The sequence below is a fragment of the Flavobacterium sp. RHBU_3 genome, from assembly GCF_046613565.1.
In the GTDB taxonomy this organism is placed as follows: domain Bacteria; phylum Bacteroidota; class Bacteroidia; order Flavobacteriales; family Flavobacteriaceae; genus Flavobacterium.
Genome location: NZ_JBKJHC010000007.1, coordinates 22,876 through 38,760, shown reverse-complemented (window position 1 = coordinate 38,760; position 15,885 = coordinate 22,876). Strand labels below are relative to the sequence as shown.

Sequence of the window (15,885 nt, the reverse complement as noted above, 5' to 3'; positions counted from 1 at the left end):
TAATATTAAAAAATATTATGCTGTTAAAAAAGGCCACTATAAACGACTACGATGTTATTAATCATATTGCTGTAATAACATGGCATGCTACTTACGGTAATATTCTTACTGCACAGCAAATGGATTATATGCTGGGGCTTATGTACAGCCGCAGCGCCATACAAGAACAAATGGAAGAACAGGGACATTGTTTTTTGCTTCTTGAAGATAATGGAGTTGTTTTAGGATTTGCGGCGTATCAGGTAGATTATAAACCGGGTATAGCCAAATTACATAAGTTGTATGTTTTGCCTGAAGCGCATGGTAAAGGTGCAGGAAAAGCTCTTGTTGCCGAAGTAGAATCGGCGGTGCGCAGTGCTGGTGTAAGTAACCTGATGCTGAATGTAAACCGTTTTAATCCGGCTTATAATTTTTATCTAAAATCTGGTTTTGTAAACCTTGGCGAAGTTAATGTAGATATTGGTCACGGTTTTTTTATGGAAGATTACGAAATGCAAAAATCCCTGTAATTTTCTTGAATACCAATAAAATACTTAATCAACATAAACGATATGGAAACAAAAGCATTAGTTACAGAACGCGTTTATAATGTACCTGTTCAAAAAGTATGGGAAGCTATTACCGTAAATGATAAGATGAAAGATTGGTATTTTCAGTTAGATGAGTTTAAGGCTGAAGTAGGATTTAGATTCCATTTTACAGGTGGCAGCGAAGAAAAGCAGTATTTGCATTTATGTGAAATTACAGAGGTAATACCACAGCGTAAGTTAGCCTATAGCTGGAAATACGATGGCTATGAGGGAGAGTCGTTTGTAGTGTGGGAGCTTTTTCCTGATGGTGAAGGTACAAAATTGGTACTTACCCATGTTGGCCTTGAAACCTTTCCTCTGTTAAAAGATTTTGCAAGGGAATCATTTACCGAAGGCTGGAAATATATACTAGGTATTTCGCTTCAGGAATTTTTAGAGAAATAAAATTCTGCTTTATTTACCAGTTCACAAAACTCTCTTTTACGGGAGTTTTTTCTTTATCGTTTCTGCCTTAATTTTGCAGTACTATGAAAGTTTTACAGGAATTCAGGGAGCTGTATGCTATAAAACCGTCGGTTAGGAGCTGGCACATACCTTTTTTGGCTGCAATGTGTGTGGGGTTACCGTTACTAGCGGGGTACCTTTTGGGTAACGTTAGGGCAGGGGCTACCGCAAGTATGGCGGGACTGGTAATACTATATCTGCCCGAGGCTTCCTTCACCCGCAGGATGATAACACTAATGGCGTGCTCGTTTGGGCTTATTGTATCATTTTTTGCCGGATTATTGTTTAGTTTTTCCGATTGGTCGGCCTGTGTGTTTTTGGGGTTGTATACCTTTTCTGTACATTGGGTTACCCGTTACTTTAAACTGAGGCCACCTGGCAATTTCTTCTTTATAATGCTTGCAGCGATAGGACTTTGTATGCCTTTTGAAGCGGCTACAATACCTTTAAAAACAGGTTATGCTACCATGGGGTGTATAGGTGCCTGCTTGTTAGCATTCATTTACGGTTTTATGGTGCGTACTAAAAATCCGCTTGCAGAAGAAACCATTATTGTAAAGAAAAATATTTTTAGCGGTACTGCAGAGTCAGTTATATTTGGTATAACCTTAGGGGTTTCACTTGCTTTGGCAAAAATCCTGAGATTGGAAAACCCCTATTGGGTACCCGTATCGTGCCTTGCAGTTTTGCAAGGCGTTTCAGCAAAACATATATGGCAGCGCAGCCTGCAACGCATTATTGGAACGTTTTTAGGATTAGGACTCGCTTATTTGTTGTTAATGCTAAAACTACCGGTTTGGGGAATATGCATTGGCATTATGCTAATGCAGTTTGTTGTAGAAATGCTTATTACCCGCAACTATGGTCTTGCAGTAATTTTCATCACCAGCTTAACATTGCTTTTGGCCGAATTTGGCAGTACGCTTTCCGGTAAACCGGCAGAGCTTGTGGCCGCACGTTTTACTGATATTGTTTTGGGCAGCCTCGTAGGCGCCATAGGTGGTTATTTTGTTTATCACCGAAAGATAAAAGACAAAATGGAACGCCAGCTGAGAAAAACACGCATTATCCTTAAACGCTAGTGTTAGGAGGTTGCGGCTGGGTTACTTCCGTTTTTTCCCGCTCTATTTCGCGTTGTTCCACATATACAGCATAGTCAGCCGGTTGTATGTGCCTGCCTTTGTATATGGCATAAGCTCTTGTAAATTCTGCCCCAAAGTATAAAATTACAGCAGTATAATATATCCACAACAATATCACGATTACCGAACCTGCAGCACCGTAAGGCGAACCTGCCCCGGTAGTGGTTATATATAGCCCGATGAGGTAGCGTCCAAAAAGAAAAAGGCAGGCTGTAAAAAATGCTCCGGCCCTAACATCGCGCCACCTTATTTTTGCGTCCGGCAGTACTTTAAATATTACGCCAAACAGTATGGTAATTACCATAAAGCTCACCGCCACGTTGCTTAAATTAAACAGGATAATGGTAAAATCCGGAAGCCATTGTTTTAGAATGTCGTTTAATGCTACAATAGCACCGTTTACTATTAATGAAACAATAAGTAGAAAACCCAGTCCTATAATAATGGAACCACTGCGCAGGCGGTCTTTTACAAGCTTTAGCCATCCTTTTTTTGGCTTGGCTTTTACTTTCCATATCATGTTAATAGAATCCTGTATTTCACCAAAAACCGTAGTGGCACCTAAAATTAGAGTGAAAATCCCTATAACCAGCGAAAGAGTGGTTTTACCGGAAAGTTCCAGATTTTTTATTACCTGTTGTATTTGGGTAGCTGCCTGGTTACCTATAAGATCGTTCATTTGATAAAACATACGTCCTTCAATGGCATCGCGCCCAAAAAAAGCGCTTGCTACAGATATGATAAGCAGTAGCATAGGTGCCAACGAGAATAAAGTATAGTATGATAAAGATGCGCTTAATTTAAGCCCTTTATCGGCCATAAACCCTTTGGAAGCGTCTTTAAGTACGGTTAAACTGCTTAGCAGCGTTTTCTTTGTAAATATGTTTTTCATAGCAGCTATACATTACTACATCAAAAGTAGATAATTACTACATCAAAAGTAAATATTAGATAAGGCTAATACTACAATATTAACAAATCTATATAAGGCGTGGTAATTTTTAAGGAGCTTTTTTCAGCCATTGGCAATCCGGATTTAAGTACGCTAATTATTTCATAAATTTCGCTATTTACGGGCTGGTTAATTGCACGTTAACAGCCAAAATCTTAATTTTATAGGGAATTTCGGCAACGAAACAACTAAATTATAACACCCATAATTTCATGAAGATAGTAATCATAGGAGGGGGATTTGCAGGTCTTAACCTGGCCAATGAACTCGCCGATAATAAAAACTTTGAGATTACGCTGGTAGACAAGAACAACTACAACTTCTTCCCGCCGCTTATTTATCAGGTGGCTACAGCCTATCTCGAGCCTTCCAGTATCAGTTATCCCTTCCGAAAATATTTCAGAGGTAAGGAGAATGTACATTTTCGCATGGGCGAAATGGTGGCAGTTAAAGCTGATGAAAATATTGCTGTATTGCACAATGGCGAATTGCCTTATGATATACTGGTTTTTGCTACAGGTGCAGAAACCAATTATTTCGGTATGGAAAACGTAATGAAAAACGCCATACCTATGAAAACCCTTAACGATGCCCTGGAAATGCGTAATAAGCTGTTGCAGCGTATGGAAAAGGCAACCCGTTTTTCTAACAGTCGCGAACGCCGCAAGTACATGAATATTGTAGTTGCAGGTGGCGGCCCTACAGGTGTGGAAGTTTCGGGGATGTTTGCCGAAATGAGGAAAGGAATACTGCGCAAGGAATATCCGGAATTGGCTACCAGCGTAAGTAATGTATATCTTGTAGATGGTGCTGATGCACTGCTGGCTCCTATGAGCAAAGACAGCCAAAAAGATACCTATGATGCCCTTACAAAGCTGGGTGTTGTAGTAAAGCTGAATTGTCGTGTAACCGATTTTAAAGACGATACTGTGTACCTAAGCAACGGAGAGTCTATTCAGAGTAAGAACCTGATATGGGCAGCAGGTGTAGCCTGTCGTGCGTTTGATGGTATACCGCAGGAAAGCTTCGGACGTGCCAAGCGTATGATAGTAGACGGACAGAATAAGGTAGTAAACACCAGCAACATCTATGCAATAGGGGATACCTGCTATATGGATTCCGATAAAGACTGGCCACATGGACACCCACAGGTGGCGCAGGTAGCCATACAGCAAGGTAAGCATTTGGCTAAAAACCTTAAGCGTATGGTTAAGAATGAGCCGCTTACTCCGTTTAAATATAAAGATAAAGGTTCTATGGCTATTATTGGCAAAAACAAAGCTGTAGTAGACCTGCCAAGCCCTAAGCTGCATTTTAAAGGGATTATAGCCTGGATGATGTGGCTGTTTATCCACTTAATGTCGTTACTTACTTATCGTAACAGGCTTATTACGTTCTGGAACTGGATGGTATCGTATTTCTCATGGGATCAGCCACTGCGTATGATAATAAGGCCGGAGAAAAAACAACGCACCGCTCCCGAAGCTCCTAAAGCCCAAAGCTGATAAAAATAGCTTGTATGCAAAAAACGCTGCTTTGTAAAGCAGCGTTTTTTGTTATTTGTATATTTTCTTAATCCTGTCCAGGTCGCGTTTTGTATCGCGTTCTTTCATGGTTTCGCGTTTGTCGTAGTTCTTTTTACCACGGCACAGGCCTATTTCCAGTTTGGCTATACCTTTTTCATTGGTAAACATTTTCAGGGGAATTATAGTTAGACCCTGGTTTTGCACACTTTTTTCAAGGCTTTTCAGTTCGCGGCGGTTAAGCAGTAACTTACGTTCGCTTTTAGGCATATGACTAAAGCTACGGCTAAAGGCGTATTCTTCTATATTACTGTTTATTACAAAAAGTTCATTGTTTTGAAACTCACAAAAACTTTCGGCAATAGAAGCCTTGCCTAAACGAATGGATTTTATTTCGCTGCCTGCAAGTACTATGCCCGCTGTGTAGCGTTCCAGTATCTCGTAGTCAAAACGTGCGCGCTTATTTAGTATGTTTACTGTTTTCTGCATAAGGACTGCAAATGTACTAACAATAGTTTAATACAGCAATAACGTTAAGTATCCTTTAATTATCCCTCGGCTATGCCGCGCCATTTTTTAATGCTGCGGGTTACTAAGTACATCAATACTATGTACACTATAAGGCATACACCCCAAACGGTAACTATATTGTGATTAAGGAAATCGTCAATCTTTCTTTCTTCCCAGTAGTTTACCATAATACGTTCAGATAAATAGGCAATCATTATAATGCACGGTAGTAACCACGGCAACAGCCACAATGAGGCATTCAGCATAATGGCTTTAATTTTTTTGCTGCCTGCACCCACAGTGGTAACGTTAATAAGCATTACTACTTCCAGTAATGCCCAAAATCCGAAATAAACCACTCCGGTGTAATTATCGTGTACACTAAGCACTTCTGTAATTAATATCATAGTTATGGTAGAAATAATTGCCAAAATAGCAAGGCTTATAAGAGCAATAACCCAACTACTTACTGATGTAACCCTAAATGAAAATATAAGCGAAGCCAGTGTAACAGCAAAAAAGGCTATTGCGCCCCAGGCTATCCAGTAAGCATTTTCATAGTTATAGGCAGAGGAAATTTTCTCATAAGCATCTCTTAACTTTTGATGAGGTACATACTTTTTAGGATACACATAAGGCAGTCCGTTTTCATACTTTACATCGTTTATTAAAAGATTTACATAGGTGCTGTCGGGGCCATCGGAGATTAATAGGCTGTCACCTTCTTTTACAGTTTTAATATTTTCAGCGACAATGGGGTTTTCACTATAATCATATCGCCCAAAGTTATTGTATCGGTTGTTATAATCGTTTTCATACCCGTATAGTGGTGCATATTTGTCTCTTTGGTCTATATAAGAAAAACGTATAAATTCAGGGGAATTGTAAGTTAATTTAAGCCATTCTTGTGGGGTAACTGACATTGTCATGCCGTGGTCTTTCACAATTTTTTCCATTTCCTGCATCACATTCAATACACTGTCTTCGCGATTTTCATGAAACCATAGTTTTACCCGGCGGTTTATTATTGAATCTCTTTTGTAGCTGTAGTGAGGGAATGATTGTATACCTCTGTGGATAAGAGAATAATAACTATATTTTTTACCAAAATAAGTAACATCTTCTCCTATAGTTACTACGGTATCATAATATCTATCATCATAATTATCCTCACCTGTAAAAATTTCAGATATGGCAATTATTTCTGTATCATGCTCAAATTCTTCGCGGCTCATATAACTCTTGAGGTGTGTATTGATACCGGTTACATAGCTTAAAAAGTAGCTACAGTTTAATAAGCATATTACTGCTATAATCAGCCATTCTTTATACAAGTCGTTTTTACCCAGCGGGTAGAAACTTTTTGTTCGGTTATTACGGAAGTAAAATACCAGCCAGGCTATAAGTATGAGTAATGCCACAATGGTAGAAACGAATACTACTGCACCCATTATTTCGTCGTCCAGGTATTTGTTTCTACCTGAATTAAAATCTACTCCGCCCATAGCATAGCCAGTTATAAATACCAGGAGGTGCACTATTAGCGACACAAGTACTACAGGTACTATACGGGTGTTCCACAGCAGCGGATATTTTAAAAGCAGTTTTTGTTGAATTTTATTAAGCATGGCAGTTGGTTTTTAAGATACGAAGAAACGACGTGTAGAATTGCTGATGTCCCTGAAATACGTTAGGGGAATGTTTTGTGCGGTTACAGTACTCAGGAAATCATTCACCGTGGCCTTATCACCAAAGGTAGCCACATAAGTTCCACCGTTAAACTGAAGGTTTACCGTACCAATAGTACTCAGCTTTTCATGCAATATCCCTTGTGTCCATTCGCTTTCAAATTCTATAACCAGCGGCAGCGTTTCTTCTGCATTTTGGTGAGTGTTTTTAAGGTTTTTTTGTACGCCCTGTTTCAGGAAAATTACCTGGTCTGATGTTTTTTCTACCTCATACAGCTGTTGCGAACTTAGTACGATACCCAACGGCCTGAAAGGCGATTTTGCTATAAACCTGAAATCTTCCAGTACTGTTTGTTGCGCTATGATATCAAGGTTAGCAAGAGGTTCGTCTATAAGCAGGATTTTCGGTTTCCGGAGTAGCATGCGCACCAATTCAAAACGCATTTTATAGCCTGAAGACAGGTCTTTCCAGCGATGGTTACGGAATTTCCGTAAACCCATACGGGCTATAAGCAGTTCGGTAACCAGTACACTTTCTTCGGGTGAGTAGCCATGGCAGGTCGCTGCAAAAAGCAGGTTTTCCAGTACGGGCCCGTACCAGGTTTGTGTACGTTGTGGTATATATATCAGTTTCGATCTCAGTTCATATAAATCGCTATGCTGAAAATGATAATGCAGCATACCGGCGTCGGGTTTTAGCTCCCCGCACAACACTCGTAGCAGGGTAGTTTTGCCATTACCGTTTTCACCTACCAGGCCAATGATGTCTCCGTAATTAAGGGATAGGTTTACAGGCCCCAGGCTAAATCCTGAGCGCGAATATTTTTTACGCAGATCGTGTCCTTCAACTATAGCACCACCGGTGTGAACCGGTTTAGAAATAAGTTCAGAATGCAACTTTTTAAGCAGGGCTTCGGCGCGTTGTTTTATATCCTGTGGAGTGGGATTAGTATCCAACCAATCCAACAGGGTTGCCGTTTCTTTATAAAAAGCTATTTTTTCGGTATCAAGGGTAAAGTCTATTATTCTTTTTACTACAAGCGAAAAGTCGTCAAAACGAAGTAATTCGGTTACCTCGTCATATTGCGATTGAAAGGTACTCATATTGGTTAGCGGTTAATTATCAAATGTATGCAATGAATTGGCACTAAACAAAAAAATCTCCCACAAAGGGGAGATTTTATAATCGTAGTTGGTACTTATTCGTTAGTTACCGTAATGGTTTTTACTATAGGAGCTTCTGTGTCGTCTGTTTGGAAGCGTAGTTCATACGTTCCTGCAGCAGTTGCGGTAAACGTGTATTCCTCTGTAAGACTGCTTTCAGTCTGGTCGCAGCTACAGCCGTTATAATCTACTATGGCGGTAATATCTTTAGGAAAACCACTGGTTTCGCTAAAACTGTTAAAGGCACCGCAGCTATTACTGATTTGAACTCCTACACTAAAAGTAATAGGTGTGTTTATTGTGGTGGTGGTAGCTCCACTTACACCTAAAATAGGGGTACCGGTTCTTACAAAACAGTAAGGGTCATCACTGTTCAGGCTACAAGCCGAGATACCTACAAGTGCTATTAAGCTAAAAGTTGCTATTAATGTTTTTATTTTCATCTGTTTGGTTATTATGCTTAGTAAAGATACAATTTAACTATTAGGGTTGCGTAAACGGTTTAAAATACCTTTATGTTAAACGCAGCTTTGTATACAGTTTCGGGATCTAAATTAATGATTCCCGGCTTTTTTGTAATATCACCATCGGCATTCCATGCATCGCTATAGCCCTGCCACGGCTCTATGCACAGAAACGGTGCGCCTACTTTTGTCCAGATGCCCAGGTGTGGAAAGTCAGGAAATGTCACTTCAATATAATTTTGCCCTGCTTTTTGTATGGTAATGCTTTTACTTTCCAGCGAGGTAAAAATAAGTGCATCATTTTCGAAAAGAGTATAATTTAATGGCACTATACCATTTTCGTTCTCAATAGTTGTCTTTTGTTCCGATAGCAAGTCTTTTTCTAACGCTGTGCTGATTAATGGTTCATCTTTTTCAAACTTAAGGCTATAAGCTTCAAAATCTCCCGGCAGGGCAAAAGCCGGGTGTGCGCCTATAGAAAAAGGTATAGAGGTGTTGTCTTGGTTTATTATATTGTATTCCAGTTTAAGGGTTTCTTCTGTAAGGGTATAAATAAGCTGCAGTTCAAAATCAAACGGGTATACCTGTTTAGTAGCTTCTGTAGCTCTCAGTAAAAAAACTGCGCGATTACCTTCATTACTCACGAGTTCAAATACATTATCCCTAGCGAAGCCATGCCTTGAAAGGTTGTATAATGCACCGTTATAGTTATAGGTATTATCCTTAAGTGTGCCTACTATAGGAAAAAGCACCGGTGAATGCTTACCCCAAAAATCAGGGTTTCCTTCCCACATAAATTCCTGTTCGCCTTTTTTCAGGGAAAAAAGTTCAGCGCCCTTAGGGTTAATACTTGCTGTTAAAGTACCGTTTGTAATGGTTACAGACATTGTTTTTGATTTTGTTTTTTAGTATTGGCTAAAATATCAAAACTATTGCTCACTGCAAATAATTTCTGATTTCTTTGGGTGCACAGTATATTCTAATTTTAGTATTTTTACCCCAAATCATCAATCTGTCATATTTTATGAAACGTTCCCTGCTTGCCATTGCAGTATTGTTTTTAGCCATTTCTTGTAAAACAACTCAGGTAAAGTCATCATCACTGTCTAATGAGTACAAAATAGTAGACAGCCTTATTTCTGAGAAAAGTTATTTTAAAGCCCGTGATATTTTAAAAAAGCAAGGGGGCACTTTTTCGGAGTACCAACGGCTTCTTTCAGGGGCTGCTATAGATAATGCCTTTAACGAGCCTGCCGCATCTAACAATAAGATAAGTATGCTGTTTGCTAAATATTATGGTACACTTACTGATTCTATGCGGCTAAATCTTTTGCGTATAAAAGCTTCTAACCACGCCCGGCTTTTTCAGTATACAGATGCCGAAGCTGCAACTGCCCGTATTTTAAAAGAATACCCGTTTTTAATGCGCGCAGATGAAGTGACAGATTATCAAAACTCTCTTGAAATATGGCAATCACTTTCTGGGCAGCCGAAACAGGAGGTTACTGTAAACGGAGATATATACATAAAGCTTCAACGTGATAAAGCGGGCTTAAAGAACCTTACAGTAAAAAGAGACAGTATAAGCATACCTTTTATTTTTGATACAGGTGCCAATCTTAGTGCTGTAAATGAAAGCACCGCAGCCCGTATGGGAATGACTATTTTAGACAGCGCTATAGATGTTGGTGCCATTACCGGTAATGTGGTTGAAGCTAAGTTAGCAGTTTGCCCTGTGTTCACTATTGGAAATATAACTGTAAAGAATGCCGTTTTCCTGGTTTTTCCTGATTCAGGAATGAGCTTTCCACAGATAGATTATAAGATTAACGGTATAATTGGTTTCCCGGTTATTGAAGCGCTGGGCGAGGTACAAATTACTGCTGCTGATGAATTTATTGTACCTCAAAAATCAACTGCTTACAGTAAACGTAATATGACGCTGGAATTCCTTACGCCGATAATAGATGTAGAAGGTGAGTATTTTACCTTTGATACCGGTGCGGCGAGTACCATGCTGTATCGTAAGTATTATTTAGCACACCCCGAAGTTTACAAAGGCTTAGATGCTGTAGAGCTTAATTCGGGTGGTGTGGGAGGTACTGTAAAGCGTAAAGGTTACAATATAACCTTTAGCCCCGTTATAGACGGCAGGCAGCTGCATATTGATAAAGTAGACCTGTTTCAGGATGATACTAATGCAGATTTACGCTTTTTTTACGGTAATATGGGGCAGGATGTAATTAAGCAATTCAGTAAAATGACCATCAACTTCCGGGACATGTTTATTAAGTTTGACTAAGTTGAAAATTTTTCCTACAACGTTTCCTGTGATTTTCAAAAAAATATGTTTTCCGTATTGTGTTGTTTCGTAATTTTAGAGAACAAATAACCGCATTTCAAACAAAACATTTATGGAAGAAACAAACTGGAAAGCTGGTAATACGCCGGTTTTTAAAGATGAAAACCAAATCCCTGAAGAGTACAGAATCCCCGAAATACATCAGCGCGAATATCTTGTAAACGGTGAGTGTGTAGCCTGGAATGGCCCTGTAGATACAGTTTATTCTCCTGTATGTGTACCCGGACCAAATGGACTGCAACGTAAGGTGGTGGGGAGTATCCCTAAAACTTCTCCAAAAGAGGCTATGGAAGCACTTGATGCCGCCGTGGCAGCTTACAATAATGGCTTGGGCGAATGGCCTACCATGTCTGTGGAAGGCAGGATAAAGTGTATGCAAAAATTTGTATACCTGATGATTCAGGAGCGCGAACTGGTTATAAAACTACTTATGTGGGAAATAGGCAAAACCCTTGCTGATGCAACAAAAGAGTTTGACCGTACCGTAGATTACATTAACGATACCATAGGGGCACTGAAAGACCTTGACAGAGAGTCGTCTCGTTTTCAGCTGGCTGAAGGTACACTGGCACAAATCCGCAGGGCTCCTCTTGGCGTAGTGCTCAGTATGGGGCCGTTTAACTATCCGCTTAACGAGATTTTTACTACCCTTATTCCTGCGTTGATAATGGGTAACACCATATTGTTTAAAATGCCCAAACATGGCGTATTGGCTCACTATCCGTTGCTAAAAGCTTTTAGGGAAGCATTTCCTAAAGGCACGGTAAATACGTTATATGGTAAAGGTTCTGAAATTATTACACCTGTAATGGAAAGCGGTAAGGTAAACGTGTTAGCGTTTATAGGCTCAAGCAAAGTGGCAAATGGCCTTAAAAAGCAGCACCCTAAGGTAAACAGGCTACGTGCTATACTAAGCCTTGATGCAAAAAATGCTGCTATTGTTACTAAAAATGCCGACCTTGACGTAGCTGTAAGTGAATGTATACTGGGGGCACTTTCTTTTAATGGACAACGTTGTACTGCGCTTAAACTTATTTTTGTGCAAAAAGATGTAGCGGAAGAATTTACGGCGAAGCTCAGCGCTGCTGTGTCGGCATTAAAACCGGGGCTACCGTGGGAAAGTGGTGTGAAGATTACTCCGCTGCCTGAGGCTGATAAACCGGCTTACCTGCAAAGTTGTATAGAAGATGCTATTGCAAAAGGAGGTAAGGTATTCAATGAAAATGGAGGTTACAGTGAAGCTTCGTTCTTTTTCCCTGCTGTAGTATACCCTGTAAATAGTGACATGAAGCTTTTCCATGAAGAGCAATTCGGGCCGGTTATTCCTGTTGTACCTTTTGAAGATATTGAAGAGCCTATAGATTACCAGGTAAATGCTTCGCACGGTATGCAGGTTAGTATTTTTAGTAATGACCCGCAAGAGGTGGCCAGTCTTATAGATCCGTTTGTAAACCTTGTAAGCAGAGTAAACATAAATTGCCAGGCACAGCGTGGCCCGGACGTGTTTCCGTTTACAGGAAGAAAAGACAGTGCCGAAGGTACTTTATCTGTTTTTGATGCGTTAAGGTCATTCTCTATACGTTCATTAGTGGCGGCAAAAGCTACAGACACTAATAAAGACCTATTAAACAGTATTGTTTACGACCACAAGTCGAATTTCTTAAGTACTGATTATATATTCTGATAAAATTTTAAGATTATTTTAACTAAGGCTGCGCTTTACGTAGCCTTTTTTCATTCTATTTTGTTAATTATTGATTATTTTAAGATACTGTGTGTCTAAGGTTTTTTACCATTCGTCGACACTTTCCTGTCGTTTATCTAAATTTTTCTTTTTTTTTTGATAATCTGTATTACTTTTGTCCATGAAGCTAATAAGCCATGATGGGATACATGCTTATTAGTGGAATGAAAAGTAAAATTTTCATAAATTGGTTTTGATTGGTTTTGTTAATTTCCTGTAAACGACTGTTTACAGGAAATTTTTTTTATAACAAAACCTTAAAAAATAATTCAGGCATTGATTTTGATATTATTTTGGTATCAAAACTATTAATCATGAAAAAAGTTTTCATTTTACTTGGAGCCATTTTTACGGCACTGCCTGCTTTTTCGCAGGGTAGGGGAAATATAGAAGCATCATTAAATATTGGTTACAATTCTTCTTCTGTTGATAGCGATTATTATGGAATGTCGGGTTTCAGGAGTGGTTTTAACGCTGCCGCCGGACTTGATTTTTACATAAACCATACATGGAGCATCAAGGTAAAAGGAATTTATGACCGTAAAGGGTTCAATGATGTATTGTTTACCGATTATTACGGAAATACGTATGCTACCAATATACAAATGGATTATGTAACAATCCCTGTACTTGCAACGGTTCATTTTGGCCCTTCAAAAAACTGGTACATACATGCCGGGCCTTATGTAGGTTTTCTTACTAATGCTAAAGATGCCCGCTATAACGTAGATGTAAAACAAGATTTTAACAGCACAGATGCCGGAGCTGCATTTGGTTTAGGGGTAAAAGTACCGGTGAGCAATATGGTACGCTTGTTTTTTGAATACGACGGTCAGGCAGGTTTTGCTGAAGTGTATAAACAACCGTATGACGGCTATAATACTACTGTAAGAAGTTCCTTTAACTTTGGGGTTAACTTCCTGGTGAAATAAAAAACTCCGCGACTTACATCGCGGAGTTTTTGGTTATTCTTTCTTTTTAAACTGTTCCAGTAGCTTTTGTTTAAAGTCTTCTTCGGCTTTTTTTAGCTTAAGTATTTTTATAGGGCCTATAACCGGTTTTAAGTCATCTATCAATTTTGCTTTAAGATTATAAAGTTCCTTGTCTGCAGCCTCCAGTTTTGCCAGATTTGCCTCAGCCTCTTTTGCCGACATTTTATCCAGCCCATCATCCTTCATTTGCTTTAAAATTGGGCGCATTTTTTCATGCCGTATCTTAAACTGTTTTTCATCATACGCGTTATATATCGGCCAAAATTTTGCAGCTTCGTCAGGTGTAAGATCCAAAGCAGTGGTAAAAAACGAAACCTTTAATGCTTTTATTTGTTCATGCTTGTCTTTTTTATCTTGTGCCTGTAGCATTATGGTAAACAACAGTACCGACAGTAATAGTAGGTTTTTAATTTTCATGGCTATTCTGATATATTATTGTTTAACAGATAATCTTCTATGGCTTCATCGCTTAAGGCCATAGAGCCCTCCAGTTCTTTAAAATCGGCATCATCTAAGTGCTGGCCCAGGTCGTAAGCAGAAATATTCGTGTTGTATACTAAATAGTTTTCTATAGCCGCTGCATCGGGTGCACTTGCAGTTTTATTATTAAGGAAATAAAAAGCTCCGCCTGCAAGTATCGCAAAAGAAGCCGCAGCGCCAAACCATACCGGTTTTCGTCTGTACAGCGGTACCACTTTGGTTTCCTGTAGTGGCAGGGCCAGCATTATTCTGTCTGCAAGGTTGTCAAAGTAATTGTCCGGTACTTTAAAACCTGCCTTCAGCTTATCCGTTTCATTTATCTTAAAATCATTCATATCTGTTTGACTATTCCTTTTACAAATAGTTTAATTGTTGTTAACGTAATCTTCAATTTTTTTTACCGCATGGTGGTAAGATGCTTTTAATGCTCCCACGCTTGTGCCCAGTATTTCAGACATTTCTTCGTATTTAATATCCTGAAAATATTTCATTTTAAATACCAGTTGTTGTTTTTCGGGCAATGTAGCTATTGCCTGTTGGAGTTTTAGCTGCAAAGCATCCCCTTCAAAATAATCATCTGCAACTAATTTACCTACCGCTTTTTGCAATATTTCTTCACTGGTAAGTCCACTTTTTTTTGCCCGCTGGTTTATAAATGTTATGGCTTCGTTAGTGGCTATGCGGTACATCCAAGAAAACAGCTTGCTTTCGCCTTTAAAGCCTTGTAAATTGCTATATACTTTTATAAAGGTGTTTTGCAGCACGTCGTCGGCGTCATCATGGCTAATCACTATAGTACGAATATGATTATACAACGGCCTGCCGTACTGGTTAACCAGCTGCCTGTAGGCCGCATCTCGCGTATTGGGGTGTAAAAGCTGTGCTATAAAAGCCTTTTCGTCCTGCAAAATCCTTTGTTGTTTATAGGTAAGACTAAAGATACGCCAAAAGGTTTAATAGTTAAAGTGAGAACTACGTTTATGATGGTTTATGCTTCTGCCGATACTCAGTAGAAAGTATGGCTTTCTAAAGTTAAATTACCTAAAACTTTGTACGATATGCTTTAGTAATAGTATTTGATATTGTATTTTTGGGCTTTGCACTCAGTTATGATAAAAACAGTTATTTTTGATATGGATGGTGTAATTGTAGACACCGAACCACTACATTATTTTGCATACTACAAACATTTTGAACATCTTAATATAGATGTACCTCACGAGCTTTACGCTACATTTACCGGTCTTAGTACTAAAAATACGTATCAGCGCCTAAAAGAAGCTTTCGGGTTAGATCATGCTGTTGAAGATTTGATACAAAGTAAGCGCGATTTTTTTAATGAGGTTTTTGATACCAAGGAAGACCTTGACCTGCTTCCGGGTGTTTTCAATCTTATTAAAGATTTTCATGCTAATGGCTTGCAGCTTGTATTAGCATCATCTGCTTCTAAGGTTACCATAAAACGTGTGTTCGACCGTTTTGGGCTGCACCAGTATTTTACACATACAGTTAGCGGAGAAGATTTTCCGCAGTCTAAACCACACCCTGAAATTTTTATTAAAGCTGCCGAATTATCGGGCACGCCTGTAGAAGAATGTATTGTTATAGAAGACAGTGCGAATGGCATTAAGGCATCTAAAGCAGCCGGGATATTTTGTGTAGGTTATAAAAGTGCCAATACAGCTCCTCAAAACCTTAGTGAAGCCGATATGGTTATAAACCATTTTGATGAGCTTAACGCTACTAAGGTAAAAGGGCTTGTTTAATTAAATACAGTTTAATAATAAAACAAAGAGCTAAGAGGCTAAGCTTCTCAGTGGCTCAGCAGCT

17 protein-coding genes are annotated in these 15,885 nt (G+C 39.2%); 8 read left to right on the top strand and 9 right to left on the bottom strand.

Features of this window, described 5'->3' with window-relative positions; genetic code table 11:
• Positions 1-17 precede the first annotated feature (17 nt).
• From ACLI1A_RS11235 to ACLI1A_RS11225, 3 genes are all read left to right on the top strand, one after another.
• Entirely contained in the window at positions 18-509 is a 492-nt protein-coding gene (locus ACLI1A_RS11235; protein ID WP_411408751.1) for a GNAT family N-acetyltransferase, read from the top strand.
• Between the two features lie 42 nt (positions 510-551).
• Positions 552-974: an SRPBCC family protein gene (locus ACLI1A_RS11230; protein WP_411408750.1), complete on the top strand. Its 423-nt coding sequence runs from the start codon at positions 552-554 to the stop codon at positions 972-974.
• Positions 975-1,057: 83 nt separating this feature from the next.
• Positions 1,058-2,116 carry an FUSC family protein gene (locus ACLI1A_RS11225; RefSeq protein ID WP_411408749.1) on the top strand — a complete coding sequence of 353 codons (1,059 nt, stop codon included), beginning with the start codon at positions 1,058-1,060 and terminating at the stop codon, positions 2,114-2,116.
• Here ACLI1A_RS11225 and ACLI1A_RS11220 read toward each other — a convergent pair.
• Positions 2,106-3,068, bottom strand: coding sequence for a YihY/virulence factor BrkB family protein (locus tag ACLI1A_RS11220; RefSeq protein ID WP_411408748.1), 963 nt, complete (start codon positions 3,066-3,068; stop codon positions 2,106-2,108). The two genes, ACLI1A_RS11225 and ACLI1A_RS11220, sit on opposite strands and share 11 nt — an antisense overlap.
• A gap of 272 nt (positions 3,069-3,340) precedes the next feature.
• Between ACLI1A_RS11220 and ACLI1A_RS11215 the strand changes: the two genes are divergently transcribed.
• On the top strand, positions 3,341-4,633 hold the full coding sequence (locus ACLI1A_RS11215; RefSeq protein ID WP_411408747.1) for an NAD(P)/FAD-dependent oxidoreductase: 1,293 nt from the start codon (positions 3,341-3,343) through the stop codon (positions 4,631-4,633).
• A 51-nt stretch (positions 4,634-4,684) separates the two neighbouring features.
• Here ACLI1A_RS11215 and smpB read toward each other — a convergent pair whose 3' ends face one another.
• The 5 genes from smpB to ACLI1A_RS11190 form a co-directional block, all read right to left on the bottom strand.
• Positions 4,685-5,140 (bottom strand): SsrA-binding protein SmpB, encoded by a 456-nt coding sequence (smpB, locus tag ACLI1A_RS11210; RefSeq protein ID WP_411408746.1) that lies wholly within the window; start codon positions 5,138-5,140, stop codon positions 4,685-4,687.
• A gap of 59 nt (positions 5,141-5,199) precedes the next feature.
• Positions 5,200-6,789, bottom strand: coding sequence for a hypothetical protein (locus ACLI1A_RS11205; RefSeq protein WP_411408745.1), 1,590 nt, complete (start codon positions 6,787-6,789; stop codon positions 5,200-5,202).
• 12 nt (positions 6,790-6,801) lie between these two features.
• Entirely contained in the window at positions 6,802-7,953 is a 1,152-nt protein-coding gene (locus tag ACLI1A_RS11200) for an ATP-binding cassette domain-containing protein (RefSeq protein ID WP_411408744.1), read from the bottom strand.
• A gap of 95 nt (positions 7,954-8,048) precedes the next feature.
• Positions 8,049-8,456 (bottom strand): hypothetical protein, encoded by a 408-nt coding sequence (locus ACLI1A_RS11195; RefSeq protein WP_411408743.1) that lies wholly within the window; start codon positions 8,454-8,456, stop codon positions 8,049-8,051.
• A 59-nt stretch (positions 8,457-8,515) separates the two neighbouring features.
• On the bottom strand, positions 8,516-9,364 hold the full coding sequence (locus ACLI1A_RS11190; protein ID WP_411408742.1) for an aldose 1-epimerase family protein: 849 nt from the start codon (positions 9,362-9,364) through the stop codon (positions 8,516-8,518).
• A 137-nt stretch (positions 9,365-9,501) separates the two neighbouring features.
• On the opposite strand from ACLI1A_RS11190, the gene ACLI1A_RS11185 reads away from it, so the two are divergent.
• From ACLI1A_RS11185 to ACLI1A_RS11175, 3 genes are all read left to right on the top strand, one after another.
• Positions 9,502-10,779, top strand: a complete 1,278-nt coding sequence (locus ACLI1A_RS11185; RefSeq protein WP_411408741.1) for a TIGR02281 family clan AA aspartic protease — start codon at positions 9,502-9,504, stop codon at positions 10,777-10,779.
• Positions 10,780-10,891: 112 nt separating this feature from the next.
• Positions 10,892-12,523 carry an NADP-dependent glyceraldehyde-3-phosphate dehydrogenase gene (locus tag ACLI1A_RS11180; RefSeq protein WP_411408740.1) on the top strand — a complete coding sequence of 544 codons (1,632 nt, stop codon included), beginning with the start codon at positions 10,892-10,894 and terminating at the stop codon, positions 12,521-12,523.
• Between the two features lie 374 nt (positions 12,524-12,897).
• Positions 12,898-13,515, top strand: a complete 618-nt coding sequence (locus ACLI1A_RS11175; RefSeq protein ID WP_411408739.1) for a porin family protein — start codon at positions 12,898-12,900, stop codon at positions 13,513-13,515.
• Between the two features lie 33 nt (positions 13,516-13,548).
• On the opposite strand, the gene ACLI1A_RS11170 is transcribed toward ACLI1A_RS11175, so the two are convergent.
• Genes ACLI1A_RS11170 through ACLI1A_RS11160 form a run of 3 tightly spaced genes read right to left on the bottom strand, consistent with a single transcriptional unit; the run spans position 13,549 to position 14,963 of the window.
• Positions 13,549-13,992: a sensor of ECF-type sigma factor gene (locus ACLI1A_RS11170; protein ID WP_411408738.1), complete on the bottom strand. Its 444-nt coding sequence runs from the start codon at positions 13,990-13,992 to the stop codon at positions 13,549-13,551.
• Between the two features lie 2 nt (positions 13,993-13,994).
• Positions 13,995-14,390 (bottom strand): hypothetical protein, encoded by a 396-nt coding sequence (locus ACLI1A_RS11165; RefSeq protein WP_411408737.1) that lies wholly within the window; start codon positions 14,388-14,390, stop codon positions 13,995-13,997.
• A gap of 30 nt (positions 14,391-14,420) precedes the next feature.
• Positions 14,421-14,963 carry an RNA polymerase sigma factor gene (locus ACLI1A_RS11160; RefSeq protein WP_411408736.1) on the bottom strand — a complete coding sequence of 181 codons (543 nt, stop codon included), beginning with the start codon at positions 14,961-14,963 and terminating at the stop codon, positions 14,421-14,423.
• A gap of 201 nt (positions 14,964-15,164) precedes the next feature.
• On the opposite strand from ACLI1A_RS11160, the gene ACLI1A_RS11155 reads away from it, so the two are divergent.
• Entirely contained in the window at positions 15,165-15,821 is a 657-nt protein-coding gene (locus ACLI1A_RS11155; RefSeq protein WP_411408735.1) for an HAD family hydrolase, read from the top strand.
• Positions 15,822-15,885 lie beyond the last annotated feature (64 nt).

Bases quoted from the DNA above. Each gene is read 5' to 3' on its own strand.
- ACLI1A_RS11235 (WP_411408751.1), top strand. From the start codon at position 18: ATGCTGTTAAAAAAGGCCACTATAAACGACTACGATGTTATTAATCAT.
- ACLI1A_RS11230 (WP_411408750.1), top strand. From the start codon at position 552: ATGGAAACAAAAGCATTAGTTACAGAACGCGTTTATAATGTACCTGTT.
- ACLI1A_RS11225 (WP_411408749.1), top strand. From the start codon at position 1,058: ATGAAAGTTTTACAGGAATTCAGGGAGCTGTATGCTATAAAACCGTCG.
- ACLI1A_RS11220 (WP_411408748.1), bottom strand. From the start codon at position 3,068: ATGAAAAACATATTTACAAAGAAAACGCTGCTAAGCAGTTTAACCGTA.
- ACLI1A_RS11215 (WP_411408747.1), top strand. From the start codon at position 3,341: ATGAAGATAGTAATCATAGGAGGGGGATTTGCAGGTCTTAACCTGGCC.
- smpB (WP_411408746.1), bottom strand. From the start codon at position 5,140: ATGCAGAAAACAGTAAACATACTAAATAAGCGCGCACGTTTTGACTAC.
- ACLI1A_RS11205 (WP_411408745.1), bottom strand. From the start codon at position 6,789: ATGCTTAATAAAATTCAACAAAAACTGCTTTTAAAATATCCGCTGCTG.
- ACLI1A_RS11200 (WP_411408744.1), bottom strand. From the start codon at position 7,953: ATGAGTACCTTTCAATCGCAATATGACGAGGTAACCGAATTACTTCGT.
- ACLI1A_RS11195 (WP_411408743.1), bottom strand. From the start codon at position 8,456: ATGAAAATAAAAACATTAATAGCAACTTTTAGCTTAATAGCACTTGTA.
- ACLI1A_RS11190 (WP_411408742.1), bottom strand. From the start codon at position 9,364: ATGTCTGTAACCATTACAAACGGTACTTTAACAGCAAGTATTAACCCT.
- ACLI1A_RS11185 (WP_411408741.1), top strand. From the start codon at position 9,502: ATGAAACGTTCCCTGCTTGCCATTGCAGTATTGTTTTTAGCCATTTCT.
- ACLI1A_RS11180 (WP_411408740.1), top strand. From the start codon at position 10,892: ATGGAAGAAACAAACTGGAAAGCTGGTAATACGCCGGTTTTTAAAGAT.
- ACLI1A_RS11175 (WP_411408739.1), top strand. From the start codon at position 12,898: ATGAAAAAAGTTTTCATTTTACTTGGAGCCATTTTTACGGCACTGCCT.
- ACLI1A_RS11170 (WP_411408738.1), bottom strand. From the start codon at position 13,992: ATGAAAATTAAAAACCTACTATTACTGTCGGTACTGTTGTTTACCATA.
- ACLI1A_RS11165 (WP_411408737.1), bottom strand. From the start codon at position 14,390: ATGAATGATTTTAAGATAAATGAAACGGATAAGCTGAAGGCAGGTTTT.
- ACLI1A_RS11155 (WP_411408735.1), top strand. From the start codon at position 15,165: ATGATAAAAACAGTTATTTTTGATATGGATGGTGTAATTGTAGACACC.